The organism is Planotetraspora silvatica (genome assembly GCF_016863315.1).
Taxonomy (GTDB): Bacteria; Actinomycetota; Actinomycetes; order Streptosporangiales; family Streptosporangiaceae; genus Planotetraspora; species Planotetraspora silvatica.
On sequence record NZ_BOOQ01000032.1, the window covers coordinates 140,557 to 160,535 of the forward strand.

Annotated in this window: 18 protein-coding genes; 4 read left to right on the forward strand and 14 right to left on the reverse strand. The window is 69.5% G+C overall.

All coding sequences use genetic code 11. From position 1 onward, the window contains the following. Window positions 1-222: 222 nt before the first annotated feature. From hpt to dacB, 4 genes are all read right to left on the reverse strand, one after another. Window positions 223-780, reverse strand: coding sequence for a hypoxanthine phosphoribosyltransferase (gene hpt / locus Psi02_RS25075; RefSeq protein ID WP_239095131.1), 558 nt, complete (start codon window positions 778-780; stop codon window positions 223-225). A 12-nt stretch (window positions 781-792) separates the two neighbouring features. Beyond that, window positions 793-1,773 (reverse strand): tRNA lysidine(34) synthetase TilS, encoded by a 981-nt coding sequence (gene tilS, locus Psi02_RS25080; RefSeq protein ID WP_203978090.1) that lies wholly within the window; start codon window positions 1,771-1,773, stop codon window positions 793-795. A 148-nt stretch (window positions 1,774-1,921) separates the two neighbouring features. After that, window positions 1,922-2,989 carry an Rv3626c family coenzyme F420 biosynthesis-associated protein gene (locus Psi02_RS25085; protein ID WP_203978091.1) on the reverse strand — a complete coding sequence of 356 codons (1,068 nt, stop codon included), beginning with the start codon at window positions 2,987-2,989 and terminating at the stop codon, window positions 1,922-1,924. A 76-nt stretch (window positions 2,990-3,065) separates the two neighbouring features. Continuing rightward, on the reverse strand, window positions 3,066-4,460 hold the full coding sequence (dacB, locus tag Psi02_RS25090; RefSeq protein WP_239095132.1) for a D-alanyl-D-alanine carboxypeptidase/D-alanyl-D-alanine endopeptidase: 1,395 nt from the start codon (window positions 4,458-4,460) through the stop codon (window positions 3,066-3,068). Window positions 4,461-4,546: 86 nt separating this feature from the next. Here dacB and Psi02_RS25095 point away from each other — a divergent pair, with 86 nt between their 5' ends. Further along, window positions 4,547-5,071, forward strand: a complete 525-nt coding sequence (locus Psi02_RS25095; protein WP_203978092.1) for an inorganic diphosphatase — start codon at window positions 4,547-4,549, stop codon at window positions 5,069-5,071. A gap of 66 nt (window positions 5,072-5,137) precedes the next feature. On the opposite strand, the gene Psi02_RS25100 is transcribed toward Psi02_RS25095, so the two are convergent. From Psi02_RS25100 to Psi02_RS25125, 6 genes are all read right to left on the reverse strand, one after another. Beyond that, entirely contained in the window at window positions 5,138-6,292 is a 1,155-nt protein-coding gene (locus tag Psi02_RS25100; RefSeq protein ID WP_203978093.1) for a C40 family peptidase, read from the reverse strand. 197 nt (window positions 6,293-6,489) lie between these two features. Further along, a complete protein-coding gene (locus Psi02_RS25105) occupies window positions 6,490-8,106 on the reverse strand; it encodes an RNA polymerase sigma factor (RefSeq protein WP_203978094.1) in 1,617 nt (538 codons plus the stop codon). 190 nt (window positions 8,107-8,296) lie between these two features. Continuing rightward, window positions 8,297-9,400, reverse strand: coding sequence for a saccharopine dehydrogenase family protein (locus tag Psi02_RS25110; RefSeq protein WP_203978095.1), 1,104 nt, complete (start codon window positions 9,398-9,400; stop codon window positions 8,297-8,299). Window positions 9,401-9,485: 85 nt separating this feature from the next. Further along, window positions 9,486-10,277, reverse strand: coding sequence for a hypothetical protein (locus tag Psi02_RS25115; RefSeq protein ID WP_203978096.1), 792 nt, complete (start codon window positions 10,275-10,277; stop codon window positions 9,486-9,488). Window positions 10,278-10,492: 215 nt separating this feature from the next. Continuing rightward, window positions 10,493-12,130, reverse strand: a complete 1,638-nt coding sequence (locus Psi02_RS25120; RefSeq protein WP_373317672.1) for an ABC-F family ATP-binding cassette domain-containing protein — start codon at window positions 12,128-12,130, stop codon at window positions 10,493-10,495. Window positions 12,131-12,400: 270 nt separating this feature from the next. After that, window positions 12,401-13,237, reverse strand: coding sequence for an alpha/beta hydrolase (locus Psi02_RS25125; protein WP_203978097.1), 837 nt, complete (start codon window positions 13,235-13,237; stop codon window positions 12,401-12,403). A 154-nt stretch (window positions 13,238-13,391) separates the two neighbouring features. Here Psi02_RS25125 and Psi02_RS25130 point away from each other — a divergent pair, with 154 nt between their 5' ends. After that, window positions 13,392-14,507: an alpha/beta hydrolase gene (locus Psi02_RS25130; RefSeq protein WP_203978098.1), complete on the forward strand. Its 1,116-nt coding sequence runs from the start codon at window positions 13,392-13,394 to the stop codon at window positions 14,505-14,507. A gap of 9 nt (window positions 14,508-14,516) precedes the next feature. Here the strand turns inward: Psi02_RS25130 and Psi02_RS25135 are convergent, their stop codons facing one another. Then, window positions 14,517-15,239, reverse strand: a complete 723-nt coding sequence (locus Psi02_RS25135; RefSeq protein ID WP_203978099.1) for a GNAT family N-acetyltransferase — start codon at window positions 15,237-15,239, stop codon at window positions 14,517-14,519. A gap of 114 nt (window positions 15,240-15,353) precedes the next feature. Here Psi02_RS25135 and Psi02_RS25140 point away from each other — a divergent pair, with 114 nt between their 5' ends. Continuing rightward, the gene (locus tag Psi02_RS25140) at window positions 15,354-16,187 is read left to right on the forward strand and encodes a helix-turn-helix domain-containing protein (RefSeq protein ID WP_203978100.1); all 834 of its coding nucleotides are present in this window, start codon (window positions 15,354-15,356) and stop codon (window positions 16,185-16,187) included. Between the two features lie 13 nt (window positions 16,188-16,200). On the opposite strand, the gene Psi02_RS25145 is transcribed toward Psi02_RS25140, so the two are convergent. The 3 genes from Psi02_RS25145 to Psi02_RS25160 all read right to left on the reverse strand — a co-directional run bounded on the left by Psi02_RS25145 (window position 16,201) and on the right by Psi02_RS25160 (window position 18,708). After that, window positions 16,201-16,587 carry a VOC family protein gene (locus Psi02_RS25145; protein WP_203978101.1) on the reverse strand — a complete coding sequence of 129 codons (387 nt, stop codon included), beginning with the start codon at window positions 16,585-16,587 and terminating at the stop codon, window positions 16,201-16,203. 599 nt (window positions 16,588-17,186) lie between these two features. Continuing rightward, window positions 17,187-18,149 carry a hypothetical protein gene (locus Psi02_RS25155; RefSeq protein ID WP_203978102.1) on the reverse strand — a complete coding sequence of 321 codons (963 nt, stop codon included), beginning with the start codon at window positions 18,147-18,149 and terminating at the stop codon, window positions 17,187-17,189. Between the two features lie 280 nt (window positions 18,150-18,429). After that, on the reverse strand, window positions 18,430-18,708 hold the full coding sequence (locus Psi02_RS25160) for a YiaA/YiaB family inner membrane protein (RefSeq protein WP_373317673.1): 279 nt from the start codon (window positions 18,706-18,708) through the stop codon (window positions 18,430-18,432). 254 nt (window positions 18,709-18,962) lie between these two features. Here Psi02_RS25160 and Psi02_RS25165 point away from each other — a divergent pair, with 254 nt between their 5' ends. Beyond that, window positions 18,963-19,967, forward strand: a complete 1,005-nt coding sequence (locus tag Psi02_RS25165) for a DUF2278 family protein (RefSeq protein ID WP_203978104.1) — start codon at window positions 18,963-18,965, stop codon at window positions 19,965-19,967. Window positions 19,968-19,979 lie beyond the last annotated feature (12 nt).

Genomic DNA, 19,979 nt, shown 5'->3' on the forward strand with positions numbered 1-19,979 from the left:
CCTGGCCCCGGGAAACCCGGGGTCGCGGCATCCTGCCGCTCCTTCTGACTACCCATGAGTAACCGACTGGTTCCCCACGGATCTCCGAAGGTACACCGGGCCGCCCCAGGCGGTAACTGCCCGTGCGATTCCGGCTTGCCCTTCCAACGTACGTCAGCCGTTCCCGTGTTCCCCTACCTGGGAGCGAATAACGCCGGACTGGAAGGGCACTTCGCTTAGGGCTTACTCCCCGCCGTAGACATGAGGGGCGAGCGTCCCGATGAAGGGCAAGTTACGGTATCGCTCGTCGTAATCGAGGCCGAACCCGATCACGAACTCGTTCGGGATGTCAAAACCGACGTACCGCACGTCGATGGGCACTTTTACCGCGTCCGGTTTGCGGAGAAGCGTGCATATTTCAACCGATGCGGGGTTCCGCGACTTCAGGTTGTTCATGAGCCACGACAGCGTCAGCCCGGAGTCGATGATGTCCTCCACGACCAAGACGTGCCGCCCGGCGATGTCCGTGTCGAGGTCCTTGAGCACCCGCACGACACCGGACGACTTGGTGCCGGCTCCATAGGACGACACGGCCATCCAGTCCATGTGCACGGGCACGTGGAGGGCGCGTGCGAGGTCGGCCATGACCATGACGGCGCCCTTGAGCACGCCGACTATCAGGAGGTCCTTCCCGGCGTAGTCGGCGTCGATCTTGCCCGCCAGCTCCTTGATCTTGGTTTGGAGATCTTCTTCCGGAATGAGGACACTCGAGAGGTCCTGACCCATGTCGGCTGCGTCCACCTGGGGTTTTCCTTACGAGAGGTTGTCTGTGGCGAATATCAGCGTCCCATAGCGCCGAACGGCGCCCACCCCCCCGGGTAGGTGAACGGCCTTCTGACCTCGCCACTCGGTGACCAGGCGCTCCACCTCTTCGATGTGGACGGCGCCCAGCGCGGAGGCGGACGCGCCCGCCGACACCGCCGCCCGACGGATCACCCGCCGCCGCACCGCCGCCGGCACGTCCTCCAGCGCGGACACCTCCAGATGCCCGTCCGGGCCCGCCGACGCCGCATACACCGTGTCGGCCCACGCGTCGAGGGCGTCCGCGTCGTCCCGGCAGAGCCGTGCCGTACGGGCGAGGGCCTCGGCCACGCCGGGCCCCAGTGCCGTCTCGAGCGCCGGAAGCACGTCATGCCGGACCCTGACCCTGGTGTAGGCGGGATCGGTGTTGTGCGGGTCCTCCCACGGCCGCAGGCCCAGAGCCGCGCAGGCGTCCCTGGTCCTCGTACGGCTCAGCCCGAGCAGGGGCCGGCGATAGACGCCGGAGACCTCGGGCATGCCGGACAGGGAACGGCTGCCGCTGCCGCGCGCGAGCCGCAGAAGCACGGTCTCGGCCTGATCGTTCATCGTGTGCCCCAGGAGCACCGCCGCGGCCTCGAGCCGCTGAGCCGCCTCCGCGAGTGCGGCGTAACGGGCGTCCCTGGCGGCGGCCTCGGGACCTCCGGCCCGGCCCACGGTGACCGTCAGGACCTCGGCGGGCTCAAGATCGAGTGCAGGTGCGAGCCGTACGACATCGAGCGCGCGGGCGGCGGACCCGTCCTGCAGGCGGTGGTCGACGGTCACGAGCCCGGCCTTGAGGCCCATCCGGGGCGCGGCGAACCCCAGCGCCGCCGCGAGGGCGAGCGAGTCGGCCCCGCCGCTGCAGGCGACCAGCACCAGTCCGCCGGGCGTGAGACCCCCGAGCGACTGCCGTACGGCACGGCGCACGTCGGCGACGGCGGGATGTGGGCCCATAGGCCCATTGTGTCCACCCGTGCATGATCACGGAACGCATCCGCGCAGGTCGCCCCGGCCGATCGCGAACTTGTGCATGATCACGCCGGGGGTCGGGGCAGGCCAGAGGGCCTGCGGCCGAACCTGTGCATGATCACGCCGAAAGGGGTTAGATGCCGGGTTCTACGGCTCGGGTGCCGAGGACTCGGTTCATCCAGGCGCGGGGGTCGGCGATCTCGTCCCGGTCGGGGAGGGTCTCCGGGGAGGTCCAGACCCGATTGAACCCGGACATTCCGGCCTCGTCGACGACGGTGCGGACGAACCGCGAACCTTCGGCGTACTGCTTCATCTTGAGCTCGATGCCCAGGAAGCGCCTGATGAGCTGGTCGATCCGCGAGCCGCCCTCGCGGCGGCGCTGGAACTTGGCCCGGATGTCGGCGACCGACGGCACCACGGACGGCCCCACGGCGTCCATGACGTAGTCGCCATGCCCCTCGACGAGGGTCATCACGGCCGTGACCCGGTCGAGCACGGCCTTCTGCTCGGGGGTCTGGATGGCCTCGATGAGGTTGCCCTCGCCGCCCTTGAAGGCGTCGGCCACCGCGTCACCGGCCGCGCGCAGCCGCTCCAGGAGGGTCGTGAGGTCCATGTCGGACGCGAGCAGGAACTCGGTCATCTGGCCCCGGACGTACTCCCTCAGCCAGGGCACGCCGGTGAACTGGACACGGTGCGTCTCCTCGTGCAGGCAGACCCACAGGCGGAAATCGCGCGGGGACACCCCGAGCTCGCGCTCCGCGTGGACGATGTTGGGCGCGACCAGGGTCAGACGGCCCGTCGGCGCGTTGCCCGACGGATCCGGCGGGAGGAACAGTTCATACTGCCCGAGCACGCGGGACGCCAGGAACGCCAGAACCGCGCCCACCTCGACGCCGGTGATCCGCGAGCCGACCGCGCTGACGATCGGCGGCATGCTCGACATCTTGTCGGTCAGCGGTTCGAGGACGACCCGGAACCCGTCGACGTTGGCCCGGATCCATCCCGGCCGGTCGACGACGGTGGCCTCCTCCGGAGGCGCGGAGTCGATACCGGTGAACTCACGCACATGCCCTTCGGCTTCGCGCGAGAGGGTCCTCAGGTCGAGGACCGCCTGCTTGGCCTCCTCTCGGGTCACCTGCGGACCGGGGCGCACCAGGCGCACGCCGGTCGCTACGGCCAGATCCCAGTCGATCACCTGCATACCCACCACCGTACGTTCTCCTCGCTCCCGCCGCGCGAGGAGCACCTCGGGCAGCGAGTGGGGTGAGCAGGCACCATCAGCTCTGCGCGACGATCGTCGCCATCTTGTCCAGGACGGCGACGGCCGCTCCGGGATCGGACACCTCGTCGGCCATGAACGCGAAGGCCACCAATCGTCCACTGGCCGTGTAGGTGATGCCTGCGAGCGTGTTCACGCCGGTGAGCGTGCCCGTCTTCGCGCGGACCAATCCGGCGCCGGGCTTCGAGTCGCTCCTGCCGTACCTGTTGTCCAGCGTTCCGGTGAAGCCCGCGACGGGCAGGCCGCTGATGAGGGAGTGCAGGTGGGGGTTCGCCGGAGAGGCCGCCACGGCGATCAGGCGTGCGAGCGCGGCCGGCGTGATGCGGTTCCTGGTCGACAGGCCGCTGCCGTCGTGGACCTCGACCCCCTGGTCCGCCTTTAGGCGGCCCAGAACCTGGTGGACGGCCTTGGCCTCCCCCACGAAGGTGTGCGGCAACCCCTCCTTGATGGCGACCTGACGTGAGAGGGCCTCCGCGAGATCGTTGTCACTCTCGGTCAGCATCTTCTCGACCAGGGCGTACATGGGCGCGGACTCGACCCTGGCCAGTTCCCGGGCGCCGGGCGCGGCCTTGGCCGGGGTGATCTCCCCCTCGACCTCGATGCCGTGTTTTTCGAGTTGCGTGACGAAGGCCTTGGCGGCGGAGAGCGGCGGGTCGGAGTACCGCGGGCCGCTGAGCGAGCGGCCCTCGTCGATGGTCAGCGCCGCGACCGGAGCCACCGTGCCCTCCGGCACGTAGTTCGGCTTCCAGCCCGGAGCGGTCACCGGCCCGCTGAACAGCGACGCGTCGTACGACATCTCGACCGATGTGATCTTCGCGGCCTTGAGCGCCTTGGCCGTCCGTGACGCGAGCTGGGCGAGCGACGCGGGTTTGGGATACGGGTCCTGCTTCGACTTCTTCGCGTCCGCCACCGTCTTGGGCCCTGCCAGGGTGGGGTCGCCTCCGCCCACGAGCGTGATCGAGTTCGCGGCCTTGCCCATGACCACGGTGGTGGCCAGTCGCACGTCGGTCCCGACGGAGTCGAGCACCGCCGTCGCCGTGACCACCTTGGTCGTCGAGGCGGGCGTGAGCGCTTTCGTGGCACGGCCGTCGAAGAGCATTCCGCCGGTCTTCGCGTCCAGCACGACACCGGCGGCGTTCTTGCCGAGCCCCGGGTCACCCAGCGCTTCGGCGAGGCCGGCGCTCAAAGTACCCTTGGCGGGGAGCGCCCCGTCCCCCGCCGCGGCCAGAACCGGACCCGCGGTGACGAGAGGGGTCGGGGTCGGTTTCGGGGACGCGATGGAGACCGGATTCTCGGCGCTGTCATGGGAGAGCACGTAGCTGCCCGCGACGACGACGAAGACCTGCAGGAGGGCGAGTGTGGCCACCGCCACCCATCGCTCACGTCGCACCACGAGACCTCAATTCGCGCCAGCCATAAAACGCATACGAGACATTAACGCCAGCCCGGGAATCCGGGGGCGTGAGCGGAGGAACCGCAGTGGAGTTCGACGTTGTCGTGGAGATTCCCAAGGGGCAACGGAACAAATACGAGGTCGATCACAAGACCGGCCGGATCCGCCTTGACCGCATGCTCTTCACGTCGACTCAGTACCCCGCCGACTACGGGTTCATCGAGAACACCCTGGGTGAGGACGGTGACCCCCTTGACGCCCTGGTGCTGCTGCAGGAGCCGACCTTCCCCGGGTGCCTGATCAAGTGTCGGGCCGTCGGCATGTTCCGGATGACGGACGAGAAGGGCGGGGACGACAAGGTTCTGTGCGTCCCCGCCACGGATCCTCGCATGGAACACATCCGCGACATCCACCATGTCGCCGAGTTCGACCGCTTGGAGATCCAGCACTTCTTCGAGGTCTACAAGGACCTGGAGCCCGGCAAGTCGGTCGAGGGCGCGAACTGGGTCGGCCGCACCGAGGCCGAGGCCGAGATCGTGGCCTCGACCAAGCGGGCCCTCGCGGAAGAGCACCACGAGGAGCAGGACCAGGAGCAGAGCCCGGAGCACTGAGTCGCCGAAGAATCGGGACCCCGGAATACCGGACGCCTGAAGTCGTGCTCCCCCCGCCGCGCCGGGCTATCTCGGCCGGGTCGCCCCCACGAGGTCACGACGCCAGATGCTCGAGATGCGGACCACGTCCCCCGTCTGGGGGGCGTGGACCATCAGCCCCCGGCCGATGTAGATCCCGACGTGGTGGATCGTGCCCGGGTAACGGGTCAGCTGCCCGTAGAACACCAGGTCGCCACTGCGGAGATTTCTGACCGGCACGTGCGGGCCGGAGCTCCACTGAGTTCCGGTCCAGTGGTCGAGCGAGATGCCCGCCCGCTGCCAGGCCCGCATGGTCAGGCCGGAGCAGTCGAAGCTCGAGGGCCCGTCAGCCGCCCAGACGTATGGCTTGCCGAGTTGCTTGAGCGCCCACTGCGCCGCACGGCCGCCTCTGCCCGAGGCCAGTGATCCCGCCCAGCCTGGTACGGCCAGGCCGGCGCGCAGCCCCACACTCGTCCGCTGCGCCACGGCACGGGCGCTGCGCAGACGCTCGACCCGCGACCGGGCGGCGTCGAGCCGCTGTGCGATCGCGGTCTTCTGGTGCCTGATCTTCTCTGTCTCTTGGACCTGCTGGTCGACGGACGCGCGGGCGGCGTCCCTGGCCAGCTTCACCTCTTCTGCCGTCTTCTTCTGCGTCTCGTAGGCCTCGGCGGCCTGGTCGCGCAGAATCCCGAAGACCTCCTGGGCGTCGCGCAACTGCTGCAGGGTCGCGGCGCGCTCGCTGTCGAGATGACTGAGCACGCTGGCCTGCTGCAGGTAGGCGCCGAAGCCTCCCGAGGTGGACAACATCGCGGCTGCCGGCCGGAAGGCGATCAGGTCGCTGTAGGCCCGAGCGGCCTCCGCGGCCGCGGCCGCCCGCGCCTGCTGGTACTGGTCCGCGGCCTGCCGAACGCGGCTGGACGCCTGCTCATACTGAGTCCGCGCGTTCTCGAGCCGGACGAGCTCACCGTTGTAGGCCTCGACGAGTCGCTCCGCGTTGGAGGCGAGGTCGTCCTGCCGGGCCTGCGCGACGGCCAGGTCGGCCTCCGCCTCGCCCAGCTGATGCGCTCGGTCCTGAGCCTGCTGCCGGGCCTCGGCGACGTCATGTGCCGAGGGTCTCGGATCCGCCGCGGCCGGGCAGCCAAGGGTCAGGACGAGACCTGAACCCAAGCCTGCGACCAGGCCCGACGCTCTGAGGAGTGGCATGCTACCCCTTCCCTAATTCCACATCCCTCAGTTCCCACTGGTTACTCTCCGTACACATCTAAGACACGGAAAGTAATTTGGTTATGGGGTAGATCGCCCGGCATGTGGTGGAAAGGGTCGGCCGTTGCCCCGGGGAAGCGGGCTCGGTCGGACCCGCCGTCGGGTGACACGGAGACCCCGACGACGTGTCGCGCCAGTCACTCCGCCGGCGCCTCCGGGCGCGCGGTGGGCTCGACCGAGGAAGTCGGCGCGGGCGCGGGCGGAGCGGGCTGCTCCGGCTCGGGGCGCGGCTCGGGGCGCGGCTCCGCGCGGCGCTCCGGCTCGGCGCGACGCTCCGGCCTGGGGTGCGATCCCCCGGGACGACTCGGCCGGGGTTGCGGGTCAGTGGAGGGCGGGCAGTCCCGCTCACGGTGCGGCCGAGGATGACCGGAGCCGTGCTGATGCTCGTGCGGGGGCCGGGGATGGGACGTCGGCGGCTCCGGCGGCGCGGAAGGCGTGGGGGGCGTGGTCGGCTCGCTCGGCTCAGGAGTCGGTGTGTGCGTCGGGGTCGGCGTCGGTGTGGGTGTCGGTGAAGCGGGGCTGGAGGGCCGGGGAGTCGGCCGGTGCGTCCACGAGGGCGGACGGAGCGGGCCCTGCGGCCTGGACCATGTCGGCGCTGGAAGGGGCTCGGGGGTCGGTTGGGGCCTGTTCGTCGATCCGGGGACGGCCGCCACGAGCTTGCGGGGCCCGAGGGTGTCGATCGGCGCCTCCTCCGCCACCGGCATGATGAGGGTCGGCGTCCTTTCCGGCTTCGCGCTCTGCGAGGGCGGGGGCGCCGCGACCACCGAGGTCCCGCTGGGGACGGGCACCCGGCGCGCGGTGATGGTCGTGATCGTCTCCTCCGGGCCGCCGACCACTTGCGCCAGTACCAGCACCACCGCGGCCACGGCCGCGAGGGCGGCCACCGTCCCGGCGATCCCCTGGGCCACCCGACCCTCGCCCCTGATCCCCGAGCGGGGGAATCCGGAGATGTCCAGCGGGCCGATCCTCCGCGCGACGAACCGGCGGTACGGCACGAGCTCGGGATCGATGAAACAGCTCAGCACGCGAACGCGCAATGCGCCCGGCAGCGTGATCTCGGGCAGCAGGGCGAAGACCTTGGCGGCCGAGATCTGCTTGATCCCTCGGCGGGAGCACGTCTCACAACGGGCCCGGTGCCTGGTCACCCGGTCACGCATCTCACGCGGGAGGTCGCCGCCGAAGCCGGCGAGGATTCCGGCCAGGCGGTGGCAGCCGCGTGGTTCCTGCCTGGCGAGGATCTCGGCGGTGACGGCGTCGCGGAGCCGGGCGACCGCGGCCTCGCGGAGCCCCTCGGCGTACCGCTCGCCCGTGCCGAGAACGGCCGCCACCTCCGCTCCGGAGAGCTCGTGCCGGGTGGCCAGCTCCAGCACCTCGCGATCCCGCGGGTCGAGCCCCATGACGGCGCTCCACGCCACGTTCCGAAGATCGGCGTCGCCGGGATCGCCGTTCGGCGGCGTCATGACGGGAAGAGGGCCGGTGCCGACCGGCGTGGGCTCCCCGGGCATCAGGCGGCGCAGGCACTCGCCGCGAGCCAGGGCGTAGAGCCAGGGCCGGAATTTCGCGGGGTCGCCGAGCGAACCCACGAGAGCCTCGGCCGCGACGAAGGTGTCGCGCAACGCGACCTGGGCGCCGTCGGGGCTGCCCAGCGTCGCGCGGCAGTAGCGGTAGACCCCTTCGGCATACGTGTCATAGAGAGCCGCGAGCGCGCCGGGATCGCGGGCCCGCAATGCCTCGACCAGGATGCCATCGTTCATATAACCGAGCGTAAAGGCTCTGTTACTTAAAGCTCCACCGATTCACCTGAAGTCGCGTAACTACACGGCTCGCATTTAACGCGTGGATGCCGACTGGCGATCAACGTCGATTCCGCTCGGCTTCTATGCCACCTTATTCGGACAATTCATGTTCATTGCCGAAATCGTGCGCGGGAAAGAAAGCCGAGCGTCAGCCGTTCTCCTGGGCGGTGAACCCCGCCTCCGCGCAGCCCTCGACGAGGGGATCCAGACCGAAGGCGTCCACAGGGCCGAGAGCGCCCTTTCCTCGCACGCCCCCGGCCAGCGCGGTCGCGGCGGCCCAGGCGACGACGCGCCCGGTGAAGTCGTACGGGTCTCCCCCGTCGAGTTCGGCCGAGGCGATCAGCCTGCCCCTGGCGTCGTATGCCTCGGCGACGACCTGCGAAGAGAGCGGCCTGCCCGCCGGATGCGCCCGGTCGGCGGAACGGAGCAGGCGATCGGCCATGTTCTCCGTCGCCCGTTTGGCGCCCGGCAGGGCCGCGATCACCGGGGCCGACCTGGCCAGCAGGCCGGCGGCCCGGCCGAGACCGCCGAACCAGCCCAGGTAGACGTTCACCTCGCGCAGCCCCCGATGGGCGGGCGGAAGGGTGAAGTGCTCGGAGGCGCCCACCGAGACGCCGTGACGCCGCCGGCCGCCGGTGTGGAACACCCTCGTCCGTCCGTGTTCGCGGACGATGCGGCCCTCGCGGAAGCCGTACATGGGGTCGAGGGCGACGCCGAGCATGGAGGCACGGGTGCCGGCGCTGGCGCGCCTGGCGACGTTGCCGCTGAGGAAATATCCGACGTCGACGCGGACCGCTTCCGCGCCCGCCTTCCGCAGCGCCAGGCTCGCGGCCAGGTTGCCGGGCACGTAGTCGTAGCCGAACGCGGTGACCAGGGCCGCCCCCCGTGTGGCGGCGGCGGGGCCGTACCGCTGGAAGACCCGCTTGATGAACATCGGCTCGCCGCAGGTGTCCAGGTAGACGGCCCCCGCCTCCGTCACGGCGCTCACCGCCGCGTCACCCATGCGGACGAACGGCCCGACCGCGGAGACGAGCACGTCACCCGGCCTGACGACGCGGCGCACCGACTCGGGCCGCCTGGCGTCCGCGACGGCCGTGGGCACCTCGGCGGGGAGGGTCGCCGCGAGTGCGTCGAGCCTGGCCCGGTCGCGGCCCGCGAGCAGTGGCCGGACCCCGATCGAGAGCAGGGCCTCGACGATGAGCCCGCCGGTGAAGCCGGTGGCTCCGAAGACCACGATCCTGGGGCTCGTCATGCCGTTACGGTAACCTGCCTCGGATTTCAAGATCCACAGTGGGTCGCCGCCGGTTCCGGGTGACCGGAGCCGGCGACGGGCTGCATCACTGACGCCGGTCGGTGATCGTCTGGTAGCCGCGGTCCTTGACGAACGGCTCGGTGGTGGGCATGACCGTGTGGATGGGAACCGCCCCCGCGGTGGCCAGGTCCTCGTACGGCTTGGCCGTCGCGCCCCAGGTGGTGACCAGGACGTCGGTCTTGGCGACGGCTCCGCGCACCCCGTCCACGGTGATGACGAAACGGCGCTTGTCACCTGCGCGGACGTCGTCGACGTAGGCGGTGCCGCCTCCCGCCAGCTTGCCGGCGGCGTCCCGGAGCAGCGCGGTGACCGCGAGCCCGTCGGCCGCCTTCAGGAACGGGTCGGAGACGTAGCCGGTCACCAGGTAGGAACCGGCCGGCAGCCGGTCGGTCGAGACCTCGGACACCGGGAAGGCCAGGAACGCCGACGGTATCCGGGTCGCGGCACGCCACGAGGCCGGCCTGTAGTCGATCTTCACTCGGACGGGCTTGGCACTGGAGGTCACCTGCCCGGAGAAGGGCAACGACGCGCCCGGAGCGACCGCGTCGAGCGGCTGCTCCATGTGGACGACCTCCTTGCCCGCGGCGTCCACAGCGGTGATCACGGCGACCGCGTTCTCGCCGAAGTGCCAGCGGTTGGCGTTGCTGAGCACGCCCGCCCAGCTCACCACGTAACCACTGCCCGACTTGACGACGGAGGAGGCCTGTTCCTTCAGCGAGAGCGGCCGGAGGCCGTCCGACTTGTCGTCGCCGGAGCACGCCGTGGCCACCAGTCCGGCGAGGGCGAGGGCGATCGTGATGTGGGTGCGTCGCGTCACTCAGCCGTCTTAACCCGGAATCAGAGGGCCGGACCCGTGACACGCGCAATGCGTGCGTTGTTTTTAACGGCCGTTCTCTTCGCCTTCTCCACCGGCCGCGCAACCGGCGCCGGAAATGCCATTACGCGCGCGTGATGAGCGGGCGGTCGCCGTCCGGGCATCGAGTCGGCCGCGATCAAGCAGATTCATCGATTTTTATTGCTTTTTATCGTGGTTTATCGCGGGCGGACCACCCGAGTCTCGTCCCAGACCGGCTCCGGGGATTCGTAGACGCGGCCGTCGGTGCCGAACACCATGTATCGGTCGAAGTCCGCGGCGAACCAGCGATCGTGCGTTACCGCGAGGACCGTGCCGTCGAAGGCGTCCAGCCCGGCCTGCAGCGCCTCGGCACTGGCCAGGTCCAGGTTGTCGGTCGGCTCGTCGAGCAGCAGCAGCGTGGCCCCGGACATCTCGAGCAGCAGGATCTGCAACCGGGCCTGCTGGCCACCGGAGAGCGTCTCGAACCGCTGCTCGGCGACGCCGCCGGCCAGTTCGTAGCGGGCGAGCGCCTTCATGGCCTCGTTCTTCAGGCGGGCGTGCTCGGTCATCACGATCTCGCAGGGCGTGCGTCCGAGCAGTTCGGGCCGGGCATGCGTCTGCGCGAAGTGCCCGGGGACGACCCGTGCGCCCAGACGCGCCACTCCGGTGTGCCGCACCTCCTCCCCCGCGATCAGGCGCAGGAAGTGCGACTTGCCCGAGCCGTTGGAGCCCAGGACGGCGACGCGCTCGCCGTACCAGATCTCCAGGTCGAAGGGCTTCATCAAGCCGCTGAGCTCGAGATTCTCACAGATCACGGCACGCTTGGCGGTGCGGCCGCCGCGCAGGCGCATGCTGATGAGCTGGTCCTTCGGGGCGAGCTCGGGCGGCCCGGCCTCCTCGAACCGGCGCAGCCGGGTCTGGGCCGCGTGGTACGGCGCGGCCATGCTGTCGTTGTAGGTCGCCTTCTGCCGCAGCATCACGACCAGGCGCTTCAGCTTGGCGTGCTCCTCGTCCCAGCGGCGGCGAAGCTCGTCGAGCCGCTCGTTGCGATCCTTGCGCGCCTCGGAGTACGTCGCGAAGCCGCCCCCGTGGATCCAGACGTTCCCCGACTCGACGGTGACGATCCGGTCGACGGCGTTGGCCAGCAGCTGGCGATCGTGCGAGACCAGCAACACGGTCTTGGAGGTCTCCCGGAGAGCCTGTTCGAGCCAGATCTTGCCGGGCACGTCGAGGTAGTTGTCCGGCTCGTCGAGGAGCAGGGTCTGGTCGGGTCCCCGGAGCAGGGCCTCCAGCGCGAGCCTCTTCTGCTCGCCGCCCGACAGTGTGGTGAGGTCCCGATATTTCACGTTGTCGTATGGCGCGCCGAGCGCCGCCATCGTGCAGGTGTCCCAGAGCACTTCGATGTCGTAACCGCCGGCGTCGGTGTAGTCGGTGATCGCCTGGGCGTAACGCATCTGCGTCTTCTCGTCCTCGCGCTCCATCATGGCGAGCTCGGCGCCGTTGAGCCGCTCCGCCGCCTCCTTCACGCGCACGGGGGCGACGCTGAGCAGCAGGTCCTGGACCGTACGGCTGTCGCGGCCGTCTCCTCCGGGAGAGCTCTCGCCCGCACCTCGCAGGCTGCCGATGAACTGCCGCATCACGCCCAGTCCGCCGGCATGGGTCACCGACCCCTCGATCGGCTGGAGGTCTCCGGCGATCAGCCGGATCAGGGTCGTCTTGCCCGCCCCGTTGGGGCCGACCAGGGCGGCCTTGGTTCCCTCGCCGATCCGGAACGACACGTCGTTCAGCAACGGCCTGCCGTCAGGGAGCACATGGGTCAGACGGCTCACTTGCACACTGTGGCCCCTGGTCGCAGGCCAATCGGATGAAGAGGACACCCGCGAAGCGTAGACAGCGAAGAACGAACCTGGCCACCGGATATGCGGCCGGCCCCCTCAACCCGCCCTCTCAAGCCCGCCTCTCAGGCCCGCCCTCTCTGGCAGGCCTCCCGAGCAGGCCTCCCGAGCAGGCCTCTCAAGCCCGCCTCTCAGGCAGGCCGCCGGCCGGAACCGGAGACCGGCCCGGCGGGCGGACCCGCGCATGCGTCACAGGACGCGACCGCCGTGTCAGGCGAAACGGCGGACGAAGGTCAGGGCCGTGTCGGCGACTTCCTTCCAGCCGCTGTCGATCGTGAGGGCGTGGCCGCGGCCGGGAATCTCGACGATCTCGGTGAGGCCGGGGTTGTCCTTCTGCTGCTTGTAGGACGCGTTGGCGATCGCCCAGGGGACGGTGTGGTCCTTCTCACCGGAGATGATCAGCATCGGGCCGCGGTCGGGGTTGTCGGTGTCGACCTTGACCTCGGTCCACGGGTTGAGGTTGGCCGCGGCCGCCTGGAACAGCGGAGCACCGGGGGCGGGCACGGCGAAGGTCTCGTACAGCTCCTTGGCCTCGTCCTCGCTGACGGCGTTGGCGAAGGCGTAGCGGAACTGGTCGTAGGTCAGTGGGACGGCGCGGTGCCGGTTGGCCGGGTTGGTCAGCACCGGCGAGGCGGACCGCAGGGCGGAGATCGGCAGGGGGAGTACGCCGCGGAAGGGAGCGGGGTCGATCGCCACGGCGGCCACCGACAGGCCGCGCCCGGCGAGGATCTGCGTGAGCAGCCCGCCGAAGGAGTGGCCGATGACGACCGGCTTCTTGTCCAGCTTGGCGATCAGGTCGGCCAGGTGGTCGGCGACCTGTCCGACGGTCTTGTTCGCGAAGACCTCGGGATGGGCGTTGGCCTCCTCGACCGTCTCCGGGTCGTCCGGCCAGCCCAGGCTCACGGGAGCGTATCCGGACTCCGCGAACAACGCGGCCCACCGGTCCCAGCTGCTCGGAAGCAGCCACAGGCCATGGACGAAGACGACCGGCGTGCGGCCGCTCGCGTTGGCTTCCTCGACCTGCTGTACGTCATGCGAAGTGGTCATGCCAAGAAACTACGCGGCGGGCCGGGATACGCAATCGAGCAAATGGCCGCGAACGGGTGAACAATCACCGGTCGTCCCGCCGTGGTGCACACCACATGCAGATCCGGCCTCATAAATGGAGGTATCACGGCATTTCACGCTAGGTTTTTGGGCCATGCGCGCGATGCCCCCATGGAGACGTCGTCTCGTCTGGGCCGTGGCGGGGGTCGCCCTCCCATCCGTGATCGCGCTGGGTGGTGCCGGGTGGTACTACTCCGGTCTCGTCATCGATCCCTACCACTCCTCGGACTATCCGCTCGAGGTGACGGCGGTGAACGGCGACCAGGTCACGCTGAAGGGCGGCGCGGACACGGCGGCACCGGGGACATACGGCCTGACCTGGGCGGGTGGGAACGCCCTCCTCGGCCCTGTCGTCTCCACCGGAATCGGGACGGTGACCCGGAGAGTCGAGAAGGTGTCGCGGGGCACACTCCGTCCGGGCGTCCGGGCCTATCTCGACCGATCGTTGTGGGGCCGCGTGGGCCCGTCGGCCGTCGGCATGCCGTACAAGGACGTGAAGGTCCCCTCCCCGCTCGGCGACTTCCCCGCGTGGCAGACCGAGGGCACCTCGTCCACGTGGGTGATCGCCGTACACGGGCGGAACGGCGACGCGGCCGAGGCGCTCCGTGTGTTGCCGACCCTCCGCCGGCTCGGAATGCCGGTGCTCGGCATCACCTACCGCAACGACGAGGGCGCACCCGCGGGCCCTGACGGGAAGCTCCACCTCGGGGCGGGCGAGTGGGAGGACCTCGCGGCGGCCATCACCTACGCCAAGGGCCAGGGCGCGACGGAAATGGTCCTCTACGGGTGGTCGATGGGCGGCGCAATCGTGCCCATGGCCGTGCGGAAGCTCCCGGACGAACCGATCACGGGCATGATCCTGGACAGTCCCGTCATGGACTGGCGGTCGCCCATCGCGTACGGCGGCCGCCAGATGGGCGTGCCCGACTTCCTGGTCTCGGTCGCCGACTGGGTCATCGAGCGGCGCACCGGTCTGTCCTTCGACGACCTCGACCACGTACGGCATGCCCGCGACTTCTCGATCCCGGCGCTGATCTTCGTCGACTCGGCCGACGGCACCGTTCCCGTCGAACCGGCTCTGGAGTTCGCCAGGATCCGATCCGACCTCGTCACGCTCGTGCGGACCAAGGGCGGGGGGCACACCGGCTCGTGGAACGTCGACCCGGAGCAGTACGAGGACGCCGTGCGGACGTTCGTGTCGGGCCTGTAGACCCGTGCGTCAGATCGCGACCGTGACCCCGGTGTGGACCACGGTGAAGCCGAGTCGCTCGTAGACCCTCATGGCCGGGTTCGCGTGCGAGACCGCCAGGCCGATGGCACGGTGCCCGTCGGCGGCGGCCCTGTCCATGGTGGCCGCGAGCAGCGCGTGCCCGAGGCCCGGGGGCGAGGCGACCGGATGGCGGGCGACGTCCGAGATCCAGGGGGTGCCGCGCCAGTCGTTGACCAGCACTCCCCCGACCACGGTGTCGTCCGCGTCCACGGCGAGAGCGCTGCACGGCAGCAGCCTGCCCACGATCTCGCCGCCGAGCAGCGGCACCAGATGCTCGGACAACGTCTGCGCCTCGTCGCGCGGCCGGTGATCGGGGTGGCCCGGCGGATAGGCCGCCATCCATGTGGGAAGCAGGTCCTCCGGCGACCGGTCGCACGGCACGAACCGGAAACCGCTCGGGGGCGCGACCTTCGACGGCGTCCTGGCGCGCAGGTCGCAGGACATCCCGTGCGCGTGCCGTACGAGCCGGGCGCCCTGCTCGATCAGCTCGCCGGACAGGTCCTCCGACGTCGAGACGATCCAGCCGCGCAGGCGGGTCATGATGAGGTCGGCCGCTCCCGGCCCGAGCACCTCCACGAGGTCGGCCCACGGCCTGCCGTCCCGGACGCCCTCCACGTAGCTGAGCACGGGGTTTCCGTCGTCATCGGCGATGATCTGGCGCTCGTCGTCCATTATGGAAGCGTCGCGCAGGCCCCAGAGCGGGAGCAACCGGATTTCCGCCGGCGGCGGATGAGGGGGTGCAGCACACCCACTGTCTAGATAGGTAATGCGAAATAGCCTGGTCGAATGGACAACGACAGGCTTCTCGGCGACTTCCTCCGCACCCGGCGTGAGACGACGTCCATCGAGGACGTCGGCCTGCCGCCCAGTGGCCGGCGACGCACCCCGGGGTTGCGCCGCGAGGAACTCGCGATGCTCGCCGGCGTCAGCAGCGACTATTACATCCGGCTGGAGCAGGGCCGGGAACGCAACCCGTCCCAGCAGGTGCTGAGCGCCCTCGCGGAGGCCCTGCGGCTCGACGCCGACACCACCGACTATCTGTACGAGCTCGTGCACACGCGTGCGTGGCCGCCTCGTGCGGACGTCCGCGGACCGGAGCATGTCAGCCCGGCCCTTCTCCAGCTCATGGCGGGCTGGCACAGCAATCCGGCGTTCGTGATCGGTCGCGGCCTGAACGTGCTGGCCGCGACCCCGCTGGCCACCACGCTCTATGAGGGAGTGGCCCACCAGGAGAACTGCCTGAAGCTGGTCTTCTTCTGCGCGAGCTCACGGGACTTCTACCTCGACTGGGAGGAGGCCGCCGCGTACAAGGTGGCCGAACTGCGTGCGGCGGTGGGAAGGGACCCCGGCAACCCGGATCTCATTCAGCTCGTCGAGGAGCTCTCCGAGCACAGTGAGGAGTTCCGCAGCCTGTGGGCGCGCCATCACGTCCGGACCCGGCGCAACGAGGTCAAGCGGTTCCGGCACCGTGACGTCGGCCCGGTGACCGTGTCCTGGGACGTGTTCACCGTGAACAGCGCACCCACTCAGCAGCTCATCGTCATGGGCGCCGAGCCCGACAGCACGTCGGAACGCGCTCTCGCCCATCTTGGCCAGACGCTCGCGCGGGCCTCGGCCTGACTTCCCGTACGGCTCAGGCCGGCAGGAGGCAGAACTCGTTGCCTTCCGGGTCGGTCAGCACGACCCAGCCCTCGTGGACGGCGGCCAGACGCGCTCCGAGTGCGCACAGCCGCTCCACCTCCGCGTCGAGGTCGTCGCAGGTCAGGTCGAGATGGAGCCGGTTCTTGACGACCTTCGGCTCCGGGATCAGCACGAAGAAGAAGCGTGGCGTCACACCCGGCCGCGACTCCACCAGAACGGTCGGATCGTCCTCCGGATCGTCGATGCCGTTGCTTCGCAGGCGCTCGAGTTCGGCCTCGTCGTACGGCGCTATCGCGTAGTCGTCGAGTGCGGCCGCCCAGAACCGCGCGACCGTGGCGGGATGCCGGCAGTCGACCACGATGTCCTTGATCCGGGCCATGACGCCATCGTCTCCCAGTTCGCCCCGGATCAGAGGTTTCCGAGCTCGCTTCTCCGGCGGTAGAGATCACGCAGGACGCCGACCTCCGCGCCGTGATGCACGATCTCATCGAAGACGTGCAGGGCCAGGTCGACCGTCGAGTCCTTGGCGTAGAGGCCGAAGGCCGGGCCGATGGGACTCCACCACCGCTGCTCGTCGATCCCGCCGATTCCCGCACGCCAGTCCCGGTAGGCGCGCTCCAGGAAGGCACGGGCGCCGGATCAGGAGCGGGTTCTCCCGTCGGGCCGCCCCCGTCGCCGTCGATCCGCCACCGCCCGGCGTCGTCCTGACGCACCGACCAGCAGCCCGGAACGGGTTCCCAGAAGTACTCGTCGTCGCTCAGGCCGTCCAGTCGATCGAGGAAGCGGTCCCAGACGAAGTCGAACGCCTTCTCCAGCGAGTTTCCGATGTCGGCCATGGTGCAGTCTTCTTCGGATCGATTCGGAGGGTCAACCCCGGGCGTGCACGCGTGAGGCCCTTCCGGCGAACCGGAAGGGCCTCGTGGTGGAGCCGCCTCGCAGTGGGACTCCACCGATCATCCGCCGATCAGCGCGTGAAGCTCACTGCTGGAAGTGGCCGGGGCCGAGCACCTGCCAGGAGGAGCCGTGCGGGTCGTCGATCGACCGATACGGAGCGGCGAAGCTGAGCGCCTGCGAGGTGGAGCGCTTGATCGCCCAGAGGGTGGGCTTGTCACCCGAGCGGTCCCAGGCGATGCCCTGGCCCTCGACGTTCGGCAGGGTGACCGTGGCGACCCACTCGAGTTCGGGGCCGGCGGCCGGAAGGTTCATGACGTACGCCTCGCCGAGGTCGTGCCCGGTGAGCCAGAGCCGGCCGTCGGGTCCCCACGATCCACCGGAATTGCTCATCGGCTTGAACCGGTCGAGGATCGTCTTCGGGATGTTCCAGGACTCGACGACCTGGAAGTGGTCGTCCATCTTGACGATCTGCGTGTTGTAGGTCTCGCCATACGGCACGGTCTCGCCGTCCGGCACTACGTCGTAGTTGGCGAAGCCCGCCCACCACGCCCCGTCGTGCCGGTCCAGCCAGGTCAGCGAGCCGCGGTAGATGCCGAAGCTGTAGGTGTCGACGTGCCGCATCGTCTTGGTGTCGAACACCTCGATCGAGCTCTCCATCGGCGACTGGTCGTAGTTGGAGTGCGCGGCGTACAGCTTGTCGCCGACCACCACGGCGCTGTCCATGTGGATGATCGGGCCGGCGGGGTCACTCACGAACTGCAGCAACGGCTTGCCGGTCGCCTTGTCGTGCTTGGTGATCTTACGGTTGTCGACCACGTAGAAGTACTTCTTGTCGACGGCGACGGCCTGGTTCGCGTCGAAGGTGTCATAGGACCTGGAGAGAGTGGCGGTGAACACCGGGGGCTCGACGGCGGCCGCGGCCGACACGGTGGTCGCGACATGCGCCGGCGCTGCCGCCTGGGCGGGCACGAGGCCCGTGCTCAGGGCGAGCGCTCCAACGGTGATCGAGGCCGCCAGTCCAGTGGCGATCTTCGCTCGGGTGGGCATCATTTCCTCCAAGGGCACTTCGCGTTGAGGGAAGGCGCCGGATCGCTCGCCCGTCCGCGACCGATGACCGGTGCGTTCGCGCGAACGAAACGCCTGACTCAGACCCGAAATGACCTTTTCGGCCGTGATGTTCTTGTGAGCGAACGTGACTCAACCGGTCGATGAACCAGTCAAGAAAGGCGGCTCCTGCGCGGCTCGCAGCAGTCGCTCCGCCACCGAACGTAGGTGTCCGGACAACTCGGGAGGACACCACAACATCCCGCCGGCCGGGTGACGGCGGTCAGTCGGCCTTGAAGGGGTCGTGCTCGGCCAGCAGCTTGTCGAGTCTGGCCTGGTCGACCCGGCCGACGAGGGTGCTCTCCTCCTGCCGGTCCCTGACGCACTTGGCGAGGGTGAACGTCGACGTCACCACGTAGAGCAGGCCCAGGCTCAGAAACGCCCGGACCCAGCCGTTCACGGGCAGGTACGCGATGCCGACCGCGAGAGCGGTCACCGAGATCCCGAACGAGATCACGGCCTGAATGTAGAAGGCGGTCGTCGTGGTCGGAGCGGTTTGCACGGGTCGTGTCATATGACCATCGTCGGCATGGTCTGTCCGCGTGTCGTGAGTGCGCCTACTCAGCGCGAGATGAGTAGGCGCACGATCCGATGTCGTACGGAACGGAGTTCTCCGGCGATGCCCGCGGGGAGGCACGAATAACGGGACTTGTTTTCCAAATGCCGCAATGTTGGCCATTCGACCGGCGTCGAGATTACTGTCGAAATCGCACACGAGCCGATGTGACTCGACGCCAGGTGATTGGAGCCTCGCCGATGCCGTTGCGGTCCTATGGCGTACTGGCCGGTCGCGCCGTCGACCGGCGCCGTGAGGGAACCACCGACACCCCGCACTTCCAGATCCATCTCCTCGACGCCGGCGGGACCGCCTATCGGGCCGCGGTCAACGTCCAGTCGCAGCAGTCCCCCTCCGAGTTGCTCTACCTCGCCGACGAGGACTTCAGTCACCCTGTCACGGCGCTCCTGCCAGAGCCGGGCAGCGGTTGGACGGCACTCGCGTCGAGATCCGGCGGCGCGAGCCTGGATTTCATCCGCGGCAACCTGTTCGACCCCGCGCTCATGCGCACGCTCCCGCCCGAACTTCCCGGCCAGGACAACGACCTGGCCGACAAACTCGACCATTACCTCCAGCGGGCGATCGCCGACCCGGCCGCCGGCGTCTACGTCTTCGGCGAGCGGTGGGGGCCCGAACCCTCCACCCGCGACAAGGTCTTCGGCTTCCTGCCCGGCAACGGCGTCCACGACGTCCACATGAACCAGGGCAACAGCGGAAGCTTCCGCAAGGACGACGGCGTCTGGCAGGACGGAGGCCTTCTGATCCACCTGCCCGCCGAGCAGCGGTGGATCGCGATCTTCCTGGCCTTCCAGTCCCAGGCCTGGCACACCGACGACGCCACCGGACACGCCGTCGACGAGGCGCCCCCGCGGCCCGTGCCGGGTGAGCGGGCGTTGCGCATCCTCGCCGCACTGGTCAACCCCCTCGGCCCCGCCCCCGAACCCGAGACCGTCACCCTCATGAACGCCTCACCCGAACCGATCGACCTCGACGGCTGGCGCCTGACCGACCAGGGAAGACGCACGCTCCGTCTCACCGGGCTCATCGGCCCGGGGGCCGCCCTCTGCCTTCCCGTCACCGCGGGGCTCCAGTTGGGCAACTCCGGCGGGGCGATCACCCTGCTCGACCCCACCGGCCCCAAAGCCGACGGCGTCTCCTACACCAAACAGCAGGCGGCCAGGGAAGGGTGGACGATCACCTTCTGACACTCCCGGCCC

Excerpts from the sequence above, each read along its gene's own strand:
- tilS (WP_203978090.1), bottom strand. The coding sequence starts at position 1,773 with ATGGGCCCACATCCCGCCGTCGCCGACGTGCGCCGTGCCGTACGGCAG.
- Psi02_RS25085 (WP_203978091.1), bottom strand. The coding sequence starts at position 2,989 with ATGCAGGTGATCGACTGGGATCTGGCCGTAGCGACCGGCGTGCGCCTG.
- Psi02_RS25100 (WP_203978093.1), bottom strand. The coding sequence starts at position 6,292 with ATGCCACTCCTCAGAGCGTCGGGCCTGGTCGCAGGCTTGGGTTCAGGT.
- Psi02_RS25105 (WP_203978094.1), bottom strand. The coding sequence starts at position 8,106 with ATGAACGATGGCATCCTGGTCGAGGCATTGCGGGCCCGCGATCCCGGC.
- Psi02_RS25110 (WP_203978095.1), bottom strand. The coding sequence starts at position 9,400 with ATGACGAGCCCCAGGATCGTGGTCTTCGGAGCCACCGGCTTCACCGGC.
- Psi02_RS25125 (WP_203978097.1), bottom strand. The coding sequence starts at position 13,237 with ATGACCACTTCGCATGACGTACAGCAGGTCGAGGAAGCCAACGCGAGC.
- Psi02_RS25130 (WP_203978098.1), top strand. The coding sequence starts at position 13,392 with ATGCGCGCGATGCCCCCATGGAGACGTCGTCTCGTCTGGGCCGTGGCG.
- Psi02_RS25135 (WP_203978099.1), bottom strand. The coding sequence starts at position 15,239 with ATGGACGACGAGCGCCAGATCATCGCCGATGACGACGGAAACCCCGTG.
- Psi02_RS25140 (WP_203978100.1), top strand. The coding sequence starts at position 15,354 with ATGGACAACGACAGGCTTCTCGGCGACTTCCTCCGCACCCGGCGTGAG.
- Psi02_RS25145 (WP_203978101.1), bottom strand. The coding sequence starts at position 16,587 with ATGGCCCGGATCAAGGACATCGTGGTCGACTGCCGGCATCCCGCCACG.
- Psi02_RS25155 (WP_203978102.1), bottom strand. The coding sequence starts at position 18,149 with ATGCCCACCCGAGCGAAGATCGCCACTGGACTGGCGGCCTCGATCACC.
- Psi02_RS25165 (WP_203978104.1), top strand. The coding sequence starts at position 18,963 with ATGCCGTTGCGGTCCTATGGCGTACTGGCCGGTCGCGCCGTCGACCGG.